This is a genomic window from Caulobacter sp. P4_E5 (assembly GCF_056401555.1).
This window is the reverse complement of record NZ_JBFUJD010000116.1, coordinates 1-12275: the sequence shown is the minus strand read 5'-3', so window position 1 is coordinate 12275 and position 12275 is coordinate 1. Positions and strand designations below refer to the sequence as shown.

Sequence of the window (12275 nt, the reverse complement as noted above, 5' to 3'; positions counted from 1 at the left end):
CTGTTCAGCAGTCTCAACCAGGCGCTGGCCTTTGGCGGCGCGGCGCTGACGCGGACCTTCTGCGGCGCGGCGCTGGACCTGTCGCGCGCGCGGCGCCTGGTGGTGTTCTCGCTGATCGCCGCCGTCAGCGCCGCGACGGAAGCCGTGGTTGGCCAGATCCTGGTCGAGCTGATCGACGGGGCGTCCGGCGACTTCTTTCATGCGTGGCTGCAATGGGCGCTGGAGGACGGCCTGGGCCTGCTGATCGCCACACCGGCGGCCCTGCTGCCTTTGAAGCAGAAGCGCCTGTTCCAGGCCCCGGGCGGCGCGCGCCTCGAGCGCCAGCTGCTGCTGGCGCTGACGGTCGCCCTGGCGATCGCGGCGTTCACCTTCGACAGGTTCATCGCCCTGACGCTGGTCATGCCGGTGCTGGTGCTGACGGCCTTCCGCGGCGGGCCGGGCTGGGTCTATGTCTCGGTGCTGACCACCAGCGTCGTCGCCATGGCGCTGACGGCCAACGGCCACGGGCCGATCGCCTTCATGGCGCCCACGGATCCCTTCCGCCAGCAGTTCATGGTCCAGCTGTTCATCGCCTCGACCTTCGCCACGGCCGTGCCCGCCACGGCCGCGCTCAGCGCGCGCAACCGCAGCGCCCAGCGCCTGGAGCGCGCCTATGCCGCCGTGCGCAAGGCCAAGGAAAAGGCCGAGGCGGCCAGCCGTTCCAAGTCCGAGTTCCTGGCCAATATGAGCCACGAGATCCGGACGCCGATGAACGGCATCATCGGCGTCGTCGGCGCGCTGGCCCGCACCGACCTGGCGCCGCGGCAGCGGGATATGGTCGAGCTGGTCGAGACCAGCGCCGACTCCCTGCAGGTGCTGCTCAACGATGTCTTGGACATGGCGCGGGTCGAGGCGGGGGAGTTGGCCATCCATGCCGAGACGTTCGACCTTCGAGCGACCTGCGAGACCATCGTCGAACTGTTCCGGGCCAAGGCCGAGGAGAAGGGCCTGGCCCTGGACCTGCGCGTCGCGCCGTCCGTCGCCGTTCGGCACGTCGGCGACGCCGCGCGCCTGAAGCAGATCCTCGGCAACCTGATCTCGAACGCCGTCAAGTTCACCGAGCGCGGCCAGGTGAGCCTGAGCGTCGAGGCCGCTCCGGAGATCGACGGAACCCAGGCGCTGACCCTGACGGTCACCGACACCGGCATCGGCTTCGACGCCGAGACCAGCCGGCGCCTGTTCGCGCGCTTCGCGCAGGCCGACGGCTCGATCACCCGGCGGTTCGGCGGCACGGGTCTTGGCCTGTCGATTTCCCGGGCCCTGACGCGGCTGATGGACGGCGAGATCGAGGTCGATTCCGTCCCCGGGGAAGGCTCCCGCTTCAGGGTGCGCCTGACGCTGCCGGTCGGCGTGGCCGCTGATCAACCCGGGCCGTCGCCCGATCCGGCCAAGCTCGCCCTGAACGCGGGACGCACGCTGAAGATCATGCTGGCCGAGGATCACGACATCAACCGCCGCGTCGTGGCCTTGATGCTGGAGGGGCTGGGCGTGGACCTGACCATGGCCGTCGACGGACAGGACGCCGTCGCGCGGTTCCGGCCCGGCGAATACGACCTCGTGCTGATGGACATGCAGATGCCCAACATGGGCGGCCTGGAAGCCATCGCCCATATCCGCCAGGCCGAGCGCGACGCCGGCGTGAAGGCGACGCCGATCGTGATGCTGACCGCCAACGCACTGCCGGAGCACCAGATCGCCGGCCTGACCGCCGGAGCCGACGCCTTCCTGACCAAGCCGATCGTCGCCGGCGCGTTGATGGAGACGATCGCCGGGCTGCTGGCCGCTGCGGACGTTCCGCAGGATGGATAGGCCTAGGCCTGCTCCAGCGCCTTGTCGAAGCCGAAGCGGTTGATCTGGGCGATCAGGTCGCGGTGGCTGGGCAGGTCCTGGGTGGCGCGGTCGGCGAAGCCGCGGATCTTGGCGAACAGCTTCTGCGCCGTCGCCACGTCGGGAAACTCGCCGGCCCCGTCGGCCAGGTCGGTCGGAAAGCCCATGCCGTACAGAATGTACTGGTAGTTGAAGAAGGCGAAGGTCTCGAGATCCAGGATGAAGTCGAACCGGGCCGGCGGGCGGTGGCGCCACTGATCCAGCAGGTCGATCAGCCGCTCGGGCATCGTGGCGGGTTGCGTATTCTCGCGCCAGAACGGCTCCGTCCGGCGGCTGAGACAGTAGTGCAGCTTCAGGAACACGATGATGTTGTCGTAGCGCGCCGCCATCAGCTCGTTGAAGCGGCGGGCCGGCGCCGCGACCGGGCCCGAGTGCGGGAACAGCTCGGCGATCATCGCCACGGCCGCCTCGATCAGGACGACGCCGGTGGACTCCAGCGGCTCCAGGAAACCGGCCGACAGGCCCACGGAGACGCAGTTCTTGATCCACTGCTTCTCGCGATAGCCGGCGTCGAAGCTGATCTTGCGGGGCTCGATGTCGACCTTGCCGAGATAGTCGCGCAGGATGGCCTCGGCCCGGTCGTCGGCGATGTGGTCGCTGGAATAGACGCAGCCGACGCCGCGGGTTCCGGCCAGGCCGATGTCCCAGGTCCAGCCGGCCTCGTGGGCGGTGGCGACGGTGTAGCTCTGGATCGGCGCGTCGGGGCGATCGTAGGGCGCGCGGCAGGCCAGGGCCCGGTCGGCGAACAGCACCGGCCGCGCCGACTTGAACGGCGAGCCCAGCGCCTTGCCGATCAGCTCGGCCCGGAACCCCGTGCAGTCGACATAGAGGTCGGCCGAGAGGACGCCGTGCTCGGGGCAGACGATGTGGGCGATGGCGCCGGTGTCGTCCAGGACCGTCTCGGTGAGGTTGCCCTTCAGGTGGCGCACGCCCAGTTCGCGACCGCGCTCGGCCAGCACCTGGGCCAGCTTGGCGGCGTCGAAGTGATAGGCGTAGTTCAGTGGCCCGCCGAAGTCGCTCTCGTGCGGCCGCTTGGGCGCGCGTTGGGCCTCGGCGACGCGGGCCTGGATGGTCACGGCCTCGGCGAACGGGACACGGGTGGCCTCGTTCTGCAGCAGCCAGTAGGGGGCGAGGCTCGCGCCCTCGGTCGAGAACGGCGCTTCGAACGGATGGAAGAAGCTGTGATGCCGGCCGCCCTCGGGCGCGCGGGCCCAGTCGACGAAGCGGATGCCCTGCTTGAACGTCGCCGAGGTCTCGCGGATGAAATGCGCCTCGTCGATGCCTAAGAACCGCAAGGTGTTGCGGATGGTGGGGAAGGTGGCCTCGCCGACGCCGATGATGCCAATGTCGGGCGATTCCAGGAGGGTGATCTCCAGGTGCGCCTGCTCGGCCACGCGCAAGGCCTTGGCCAGATAGGCGGCCGTCAGCCACCCGGCCGTGCCGCCGCCCACGATGAGGATGCTTCGCCTGCGTTGCATGCGGGATTGATAGCAGAGAGTTCGGGGAGGGGGAGGGAAGTTTGGGGGGGCGTCAGGGCTTCAAACGGTCCTCCGGCGCTCCCGATCCCGGATCTCCGTGGTCTGATCCAGCAACCAGTCTCGGAAGGCCTTGATCCGTGGCGCGTTGCGGCGGCTCTCCAGGTAGACCAGCCAATATCCGTCTCCGTCGGAGGCGGTGATGTCGAACGGCTGGACGAGTTGGCCCTTGGCCAGGAAATCGCTGTGGATGTTGCGCGTGAGGATCGCCGCGCCCTGATCCGTCATCGCCGCCATCGCGTCATAGATTTCCGTGTCCAGCCTGGCGCCGACGGTGACCCTGTCAGGGTCGAACTGAAGTCCCGCCGCCGCGAACCAGGACGGCCACCAGCTGTAGTCGGCGCAGAGCAATGCGACCTTGTAGAGATCCTCGGGCTCATGGATGCCCCCGACGCTCTCGGCGAGCCTGGGGCTCAGCATCGGCGTATAGTCAGCCCGGAACAGATAGTGCGCTTCGAGACCCGGCCAGTCGCCAGCCCCGGTCCGGATGCCCACGTCCATGTTCTCGCGCGTGAAATCGACCAATCGGGCGGACGCATTGATCTTCACCGCCAGATCGGGATGCATCAATTGAAAGCCGCCGAGGCGCACGGACAGCCAGTTCGACGCGAACGTGTCGACGCTGGTGACCGCGAGCACGCCGCTCGCGCGTCCTCTGGATGCAGTCCAGGCGTCCGCGAGAGCCGAGAACGCCCGCGTCGCTTGCGGCGCGAGCATTTCTCCGATTTCCGTCAGATCGATCCGGCGCGCACCCCTGATGAAAAGCGGCGCGCCCGCGCGCTCCTCCAGAATCTTGATCTGATAGCTCGCGGCCGACTGGGTCATGCCGAGTTCCTCGGCCGCCTTGGTGAAGCTGCCTAAGCGCGCGACGGCCTCGAAGACGCGAAGCGCGCCCAGCGGTGGCAGCTCCCAGCTCATGACGGATCAAATTTCCTTATGCATCGCGGCGTAAGTTCGATTGGTAGCCGAGCCTGCGTCGACGCACCATCTTCGTGCTGGATCAAAGAAACCGATGTCTTCTGGAAAGATCCGATCGAGATGAAGGGGTAAGCCCGTGATGAACGAGACTCATGATTCCCTCGCCAGAAGCCGTCGAACCATCGAGTCCTACGAGGGCTACGCGGACCGCTATGTTTCGATCAGGCGGGGGCCGAACGACAAGGAACAAGCCGCGCTTCGGCAAGTCGCATCGATCGCGGGTCTTGGCGGTCATGTCCTGGAAATCGGCTCGGGGCCGGGATGCGACGCGGATTATCTCGAGGGGCTGGGGGTCAAGGTTCGACGCACCGACGCCACGCAACGCTTCTTGGATTTGCAGGCGGCGCGGGGAAAGCAGGGTGACCGCCTGGACGTGATCACCGATCCGCTCGGCGGTCCCTACGACGCCGTGGTCGCCCAATATGTCCTGTTCCACGTGCCACGAGACCACATCGACTGCGTGCTGGCGAAGATCGCGGACGCCTTGAGGCCACGCGGCGCCTTCCTCGTGTCCATGCGCGAAGGGGACCATGAGACGGGCGGGGACTATCACGAGGTCTACTGGCGCCGGAACGATTTCGCCGCCCGACTGAAGGCGGCCGGCCTGATCACGCTTTGGGACGAGTCCAGCGCGGGTTCCGACGACGTGACTTGGAATACCTTCCTGACGCGAAGGGCGGTCTGACATGAGCGGACGATCGGTGGCGCTCACGGCGCCCGACCAGGCCTTGCTCGAGCGTCTCGCGCCGGTCGCGCGACGGATATTCACCGAGACCTTCGGACGGCTCTACGACCCGGGGGACTTCGAGCGCTTCTGCGATGGCGTCTATAGGCCTGGCGGAACGATGTCTCGCGACTTCGCCGACCCGGAAGTTCGTTGGCGTGTGGCGACCGTCCAAGGCGATCCGATCGGTTATGCCAAGCTCACGCCGCTGCGGGCTCCGGCTTCCGACGCGCGGGATGGCGCGATGGAGCTGCAGCAGATCTACGTCCTTTCGGAGTGGCATGGCGCTGGCGTCGCGGCGCGCCTGATGCGCTGGGCTCTGGCGACCGCGCGGGCGCAAGGCGCGCCCGAGATCTACCTCACGGTGTTCGACCACAATGAGCGGGCCAAGCGCTTCTACGCGCGCCACGGTTTCGAGGAGGTCGCGCGCTGCACGTTCCAGCTTGGCGACCGCATCGACGACGATCGGATCTGGAGGGCGCGGCTCGACGGCCGATCGCCTCCCGTGCGGTTCCCGGACCCTGCGCCCTCGCGTGCGCCTGCCCATCGGAATGGAGATTGATCCCGTGAAATTGTTTTTCGCGTCGGGCTTCAGCAGCCTCGCCGATCACATCGCGCTGCTGGAGGCCGAGATTTCGTTCGAGATCGTGGCGGTGGAGCTGGAGTCGAAACGGCTCGCCGACGGCGGCGACTATCGCGACATCAATCCAAAGGGCCAGGTGCCGGCGCTGATGCTCGACGACGGCCAGGTCTTGACCGAGAACGTAGCGATCCTGGCTTGGATCGCCGACCGCGCACCGCGTCTCGCGCCGCCGGGCGAGCTGGGCCGCTACCGGTTGTTGGAAATGCTCGCCTTCATCGCCAGCGAGATCCACAAGCGCTTCCCGATCTATTTCTCGCTGCCGGAACAGGCGAGGGAGGCGGTGGCGCACGACATTGTCGGGCGGTTCGACTTCGTCGCGCCGCGCCTCGAGCGGGGCTATCTTCTCGGGGAGACGTTCAGCGTGGCCGACGCCTATCTGTTCGTCATGGCGCGCGGCGCGCTTCAACTCGGCTTTCCGCTCGGCGAGCCGTTCGCGGACTATGTCGCCCGCATCGAAGCGCGTCCCACCGTGCGGTCGGCCCTCAGGCGAGAGGCCGCCTAACCTCACCCCTTCGGCGTCACCTTGATCAGCTTGCCGTCCTCCTCGTCGGTCAGGACGTAGATCGCCCCGTCCGGCCCGACCGTGACATCGCGGACGCGGCCGCCGATGTCGGTGAACAGGCGCTCCTCGCCGACCACCTTGCCGTCCTTCAGGACCAGGCGGTCGACGTGCTGCTCCTTCATCGAGCCGATCAGCAAGCTGCCCTTCAGGGCCGGGAACAGGGTCGCCTCGTAGAAGGCCATGCCCGAGGGCGCGATCACCGGATCCCAGTAGTAGACCGGCTGCTCCAGCCCGTCCTTCTGGGTGAGGCCGTCGCCGATCGGCTTGCCGGAATATTCCTCGCCATAGGCGATGGCCGCCCAGCCGTAGTTCTTGCCGGGCTCGGGACGGTTCAGCTCGTCGCCGCCCTTGGCGCCGTGCTCGACGGTCCACAACTTGCCGCTGGGATCGAGGGCGGCGGCCTGGATGTTGCGGTGGCCCAGCGACCAGATCTCGGGCTTGGCCCCGGCCGTCTTGACGAACGGGTTGTCGGACGGGACCGAGCCGTCGGCGTTGATGCGGATCACCTTGCCCAGCGTGGCGTCCAGGTGCTGAGCCTGGACGCGGCCCTCCAGGATCGAGCGCTCGCCGGTGGTGATGAACAGCTTGCCGTCGGGGGCGAAGACCAGCCGGCCGCCGAAGTGCAGGGCGCTGTCCATCTTCGGCGCCTGGCGCCAGATGACCTGGACGTTCTCGAGCTTCGGCGCGGCGCCCAGCACGAGCTTGCCGCGCGCCACGGCCGTGCCGTTCACGCCGCCTTCCGCTTCCGCATAGCTCCAATAGACCAGGCCGTTGCTGGCGTAGGCGGGATCCAGGGCCACGCCCAGCAGGCCGCCCTGGCCCTCGGCGTACACGGCCGGCAAGCCGGCGACGGCGGGCGACAGCTTGCCGTCCTTGCCGAAGACGCGCAGGCGTCCGGCGCGCTCGGTCAGCAGGATCTCGCCCGACGGCAGGAAGACCATGCCCCACGGGTGGTCCAGGCCGCTGGCCAGGGTCGCGTACTGGCCCATGACGCCCGAGTTCAGGCCCGGCGCCCGGGTCTGGCCGGCGAAGGCGGGCTTCTGCTCGGGGGCGTTGGGCGGGCGGGTCTCGACCGGAGGACCTTGGCCGGTCTGTCCCGGCTGGGCGGGCGCCGGGCCACAGGCGGCCAGGGCGACGAGGATGGCGGCGGCGGAGGCGGGGAGGGACGAACGCATGAGTCGGCCTTAATCCAGGACTGTGACGGCAGATAACAGGTCAGATCAGGGTTCGATCAAGCACCCGGGCTCGGATTTGACGCGCAGGTCCGAGAACCAGCCGATCGTCGCCGGCCCGATCCACAGGGCCACGGCGCCCTTGGCGTCGGCGCCATGCTTCAGGTCGTGGACCACCAGGGTCGGCTGGCTGGCGCCGTCGACGAACAGGCGCGCCTCGGTTCCGCAGACGCGCAGCCGCATCGTGGTCCAGCGGCGCGGGACGAGGTCGACATAGGTCTCGTAGACGCCGGGCGTCTCCTTGCGCAGCCGCTCCCACGGAAAGGCGGGCTGAGAGACGTACTGGACGGCGTGGTTGCGCTGGATCTGGTCGTGGGCGCGGCCGTTCTTCATCCGCAGATAGAAGGCCTCGTAGGTTTCCTTGTCCTTCAGGCGGAAGGCGAGACCCGCGAAGGCCCGGATCGACGCGGCCGCGCCGGGCAGGGCGTCGGCGGCGACGCGCACCTCGATCTCGCCCTCGTGGAATTCTGGTCCGGGCGCGATGGCCAGGGTCGGGTCGGCCACGACCGCCGTGCCGGCGATCGGCGTCAGCTCGACGGCCTTGCGCCCCTCGAACGTGGTCTCGCGCAGGGTCACGCCGTGCGGCTGGGCCTGGGCCAGGGCCTGGGCGGCGAGAAGGGCGGCGACGAGCTGCATGAAGCCTCAGAGGTCGAGCGGGATTTCGCGGCGTTCGGCGGCGGCGCGCTCAGTTAGGTCCAGAAGATGYATCACGCGCAAGGCCTCCTCGACCGGTACGGGCGAGGGCGCGCCGTGCAGGATCGCCTCGCGCACGCCAGCGTAGAAGGCGCGGTAGTCGGCCGGTTCGGGCGAAACGTCGGCATGGACCTGGGCGTCGTTCTCGACCGTGGTCAGCACGCCGTGGCGGCTGTCGCGGCCCCAGCCGGGCGCGCCGGGAACCATGCCGGCCTTCAGCTGGGCCTCCTGCGGGTCGAGGCCGTGCTTGACGAAGCTGCCGCCCGTCCCGTGGACGGCCAGGCGCAGGTCCGAGGCGGCGGTCAGCAGGCTGCCGTGCAGGATCACCCGCAGGGTCGGATAGCGCAGCACCACGTGGAAGTAGTCGTCGGCCCCGGCTCCCTGACGCTGGATCCCGATGTCGGCGGCCACGGCCAGGGGCTCGCCAAACAGGACGAGCGCCTGGTCCAGCAGGTGCGGCCCGAGGTCCATCCAGGCGCCGGATCCTGGGCCAGCCCGCTCGCGCCAGCGGTCGCGGACCACGGGGCGGAAGCGGTCGAAATGGCTCTCGTACTGGACGACCTCGCCAAGGGTCCCGTCGGCGATCAGGCGCTTCACGGTCAAGAAGTCGCTGTCCCAGCGGCGGTTGTGGAACACGGTCAGCAGCTTGCCGGYGGCTTTCGCCGTTTCGGCCATGGTCCGGGCCTCGGCGGCGCTGAGCGCGAACGGCTTGTCGACCACCACATGCTTGCCGGCGGTCAGCGCGGCGATCGCCTGGGGGGCGTGCAGAGCGTTGGGCGTGGCGATCACCACCAGGTCGATCGCCGTATCGGTCAGGGCCTCGGCGAGATCCGGGACGACACGAGTGTCGGGGAAATCGGCGGTGACCTTGGCCGGGTCGCTGGACACGACGGCGCGCAGGGCCAGGCCTGGCGTCGCGGCGATCAGCGGCGCGTGGAACGTCTTGCCGACATAGCCGTAGCCGACCAGGGCGACGTTGAGCGGGGAGGAGGCGGGCATGGCCGCGTTCTAAACGAAAAAGGCCGGGGATTTCTCCCCGGCCTTTCCGTGTCTCAAGAATGTGATCCGCTGTTCTGGGATGGGCCCTAGAACTTCACGGGCTCCATCTTCGGCGTGAGGACGTGGATGACGATCAGGGCGATCAAGTACGCCGAGCCGGCGACGACGAAGATCGGGGTGTAGGTGCCGATCTGCTCGAGGACGTTGCCGATGTACTTGGAGAAGGCCATGCCGCCGAGCGCGCCCAGCATGCCGCCGATGCCCACCACCGAGCCGACGGCCCCGCGCGGGAACACGTCCGAGGGCAGGGTGTAGAGGTTGGCCGAGAAGCCCTGGTGGGCCGCCGTGGCGATGCCGATGATCAGCACGGCCAGCCAGACGCTGTCGGCCTTGGCGGCGAACATGACGGGCACGGCCAGCAGGGCGCAGATCAGCATGGTGGTCTTGCGAGCGTTGTTGATGCTCCAGCCGCGCTTCATCAGGTTCGACGACAGCCAGCCGCCGCCGACGCTGCCGACGTCCGACAGCAGGTAGATGGCGATCAGCGGCGGACCGAAGGTCTTCAGGTCCAGGCCGTAGCGCTTGCCCAGGAAGTCGGGCAGCCAGAACAGGAACATCCACCAGATCGGGTCGATCAGGAACTTGCCCAGGGCGAAGGCCCAGGTCTCACGCTTGGTCAGCAGCTTGGTCCAGCCGATCTTCTCGACCGGGTCGGCCGGATCCTGCTCGATATGGGCCAGTTCGGCCGCGCTCAGGTTCTTCTGTTCGCGGGGGCGGCGGTAGACCAGCAGCCAGATCGGCAGCCAGATCAGGCCGGCGACGCCGGTGACGATGAACGCCATCTGCCAGCCGAAGGCCAGCACGATGCCGGGCACGACCAGCGGGGTGACGATGGCGCCGATGTTGGTGCCGGCGTTGAACAGTCCGGTGGCGAAGGCGCGTTCCTTCTTGGGGAACCACTCGGCCACGGCCTTGATGCCGCCCGGGAAGCCACCGGCTTCACCGACGCCCAGGCCCATGCGGGCGATGGCGAAGCCGCCGAAGCCGCGCGCGGCGGCGTGGGCGATGTGGGCCACCTGCCAGATGAAGAACGCGATGCCGAAGCCCCAGCGGGCTCCGATCTTGTCCATGATCTTGCCCCAGGCCATGTAGGCCACGGCGTAGGCCAGCTGGAAGTAGAAGACGAGATCCGCGTAGTGCGTTTCGTTCCAGCCGAATTCCTTCGACAGGTCCGCCTTCAGAAGCCCGATCGTCTGACGATCGACGTAGTTGATGACCATCGCCGCGAATAGCAAGCTGACGATCACCCACCGATACCGTCCGATTTTCTCGGACGGGGCGGGCGTCTGCGAAACGTCCATGGACACGCCTTCCTTCCCCGAGAGCTCGCGCCTCTCCGGATTTTTCATCCGAATGAGGCGGCGACCGCTCCAATCAACAATGTTTAGAGCATGACCCCCGGCGAAACCGCCATACGATTTCGGGCGTCGCGCTCGCGCTCGTTATTTCGCCGGCACGGCGACGCAGTCCACGGTTCCGTACGGGCCGAAACTGATGTGGGCGACGTCGCCGGCGGCCACGTCGTGAATGCCCGTGGTCGCGCCGGTGGTGACGATCATGCCCTTCTTCAGCGGCTTGCCCCGCGCGGCCACGGTTCCCAGCAGGAAAGCCAGGGCGGCCAGCGGAGAGCCCGGAATGGTCGCGGCCGTGGCCGTGCCCACCGACTTGCCGTTGATGATGGTCTCGACCGGCATATCCTCCCAGGCGACGTCGCGCCAGTTGGAAATGGCCTGACCAATGATCTGACCATCGTTGTTGCCGAAATCGGACGCCACGACGGTGGGGCCCAGGGCGTTGATGGTCTTCAGCGGGCTGCCCGCGATCTCGACGCCGACCAGCAGCTCGCCCACGTATTCGGCGGCCTCCTCGGCGGTCCATTCGGTCTTGTCGGCCGGGGCGTCCTTGCCCAGGCGGACGATGAACTCGGCCTCGACGGCGCRGAAGCCGCCGTCGATGGCGCGGAAGGTGTTCGGCTCACCGGTCGAGGCTTGCTGGACCTTGGACTTGAAGATGCAGCCGGCCAGGCGCTCGGCGCCGAGGCGCTCGCGATGCTGCGGCGGCACCAGGCCGACCTTCCAGCCGACCAGCTCGTCAGGCCACAGATCGATGGCGATATCCTGCACCGCGTAGCCCTCGGCCATGCTCGAGGGAATCACCCCGCCCGGATAGCCGGGGACGCTGACGCCCGCTTGACGAGCCTTGACGAACTGGGGGGCGATGGCCGCGGGGGTGAAAACCTCGCTGTCGGCCTCAGAAACGGTCACGCCGTAGATCCTCCCTCGATTTCGGCACGGGTCCCGCTTGGCGGGGGTTGTCACGTCTCTAGTGGAAACCGGTGTCATTGACAATGCGGCCGTGAAGCGCGCCGCTTCGGGGCGGCCGATCAGCGGAGAGGACCGGATGACTTGACACCCGTAATAGCGGGTATAGCGTCCCCCGAGAATTACGGATGTAAGCGTCATGCACATCACCGCCGCGGAAGCCCATGTCATGGAAGCGCTTTGGCGCCGCCAACCGATGTCGGCCGACGACCTGGTCGCCGAGGTCGGGGCTTCGCAGGCCTGGGGCGAGGCCACGGTCAAGACGCTGATCAACCGCCTCTTGAAGAAGAAGGCGATCAAGTCCGAGCGCGCCGATGGCAAGCACGGCTACCGGCCGCTGATCGACCGCAGCGCCTATGTGCTGTCCGAGAGCCAGGGCCTGCTCGACCGCCTGTTCGAGGGCCAGCTGGCGCCGTTGATCAGCCACTTCGCCCAACACCGCCCGCTGAAGGCCGACGAGGTGGAGCGGCTGAAGAAGCTGATCGATGAGATGGGCGAGGGGCGCTGAGGGGGCGGGTTTCTTTCCGCAGCCATTCGAAATCCGTGTCATCCCGGAAGCCTCGCAGAGGCTGTCCGGGACCCAGGAGCCGGCGCAGTGCGGT

Annotated in this window: 12 protein-coding genes; 5 read left to right on the top strand and 7 right to left on the bottom strand. The window is 68.0% G+C overall.

Annotated elements, in window-relative coordinates:
• Window positions 1–1848, top strand: a 1848-nt coding sequence (locus tag AC1DSO_RS23260) for an ATP-binding protein (RefSeq protein WP_477071075.1), incomplete at its 5' end; no start/stop codon positions are given.
• 2 nt (window positions 1849–1850) lie between these two features.
• Here AC1DSO_RS23260 and AC1DSO_RS23255 read toward each other — a convergent pair.
• A complete protein-coding gene (locus tag AC1DSO_RS23255) occupies window positions 1851–3404 on the bottom strand; it encodes a tryptophan halogenase family protein (protein WP_477071074.1) in 1554 nt (517 codons plus the stop codon).
• A gap of 60 nt (window positions 3405–3464) precedes the next feature.
• On the bottom strand, window positions 3465–4379 hold the full coding sequence (locus AC1DSO_RS23250) for a LysR substrate-binding domain-containing protein (protein WP_477071073.1): 915 nt from the start codon (window positions 4377–4379) through the stop codon (window positions 3465–3467).
• A gap of 139 nt (window positions 4380–4518) precedes the next feature.
• Between AC1DSO_RS23250 and AC1DSO_RS23245 the strand changes: the two genes are divergently transcribed.
• From AC1DSO_RS23245 to AC1DSO_RS23235, 3 genes are read left to right on the top strand one after another with little or no spacing between them, the layout of a single operon-like run.
• On the top strand, window positions 4519–5124 hold the full coding sequence (locus tag AC1DSO_RS23245) for an SAM-dependent methyltransferase (RefSeq protein WP_477071072.1): 606 nt from the start codon (window positions 4519–4521) through the stop codon (window positions 5122–5124).
• 1 nt (window position 5125) lies between these two features.
• Entirely contained in the window at window positions 5126–5725 is a 600-nt protein-coding gene (locus tag AC1DSO_RS23240) for an N-acetyltransferase family protein (protein WP_477071071.1), read from the top strand.
• Window positions 5697–6308 (top strand): glutathione S-transferase N-terminal domain-containing protein, encoded by a 612-nt coding sequence (locus AC1DSO_RS23235; protein WP_477071070.1) that lies wholly within the window; start codon window positions 5697–5699, stop codon window positions 6306–6308. Before AC1DSO_RS23240 ends, AC1DSO_RS23235 begins: the two co-directional genes overlap by 29 nt.
• Window positions 6309–6310: 2 nt before the next feature.
• Here the strand turns inward: AC1DSO_RS23235 and AC1DSO_RS23230 are convergent, their stop codons facing one another.
• The 5 genes from AC1DSO_RS23230 to AC1DSO_RS23210 form a co-directional block, all read right to left on the bottom strand.
• Window positions 6311–7543 carry a PQQ-dependent sugar dehydrogenase gene (locus AC1DSO_RS23230; protein ID WP_477071069.1) on the bottom strand — a complete coding sequence of 411 codons (1233 nt, stop codon included), beginning with the start codon at window positions 7541–7543 and terminating at the stop codon, window positions 6311–6313.
• 45 nt (window positions 7544–7588) lie between these two features.
• Window positions 7589–8236, bottom strand: coding sequence for a hypothetical protein (locus AC1DSO_RS23225; RefSeq protein WP_477071068.1), 648 nt, complete (start codon window positions 8234–8236; stop codon window positions 7589–7591).
• Window positions 8237–8242: 6 nt separating this feature from the next.
• On the bottom strand, window positions 8243–9292 hold the full coding sequence (locus AC1DSO_RS23220) for an oxidoreductase (RefSeq protein WP_477071067.1): 1050 nt from the start codon (window positions 9290–9292) through the stop codon (window positions 8243–8245).
• 86 nt (window positions 9293–9378) lie between these two features.
• Window positions 9379–10701 (bottom strand): MFS transporter, encoded by a 1323-nt coding sequence (locus tag AC1DSO_RS23215; protein ID WP_477071066.1) that lies wholly within the window; start codon window positions 10699–10701, stop codon window positions 9379–9381.
• Between the two features lie 93 nt (window positions 10702–10794).
• Window positions 10795–11616: a 2-keto-4-pentenoate hydratase gene (locus AC1DSO_RS23210; protein ID WP_477071065.1), complete on the bottom strand. Its 822-nt coding sequence runs from the start codon at window positions 11614–11616 to the stop codon at window positions 10795–10797.
• Window positions 11617–11812: 196 nt separating this feature from the next.
• Between AC1DSO_RS23210 and AC1DSO_RS23205 the strand changes: the two genes are divergently transcribed.
• Entirely contained in the window at window positions 11813–12181 is a 369-nt protein-coding gene (locus AC1DSO_RS23205; protein ID WP_047411145.1) for a BlaI/MecI/CopY family transcriptional regulator, read from the top strand.
• Window positions 12182–12275 lie beyond the last annotated feature (94 nt).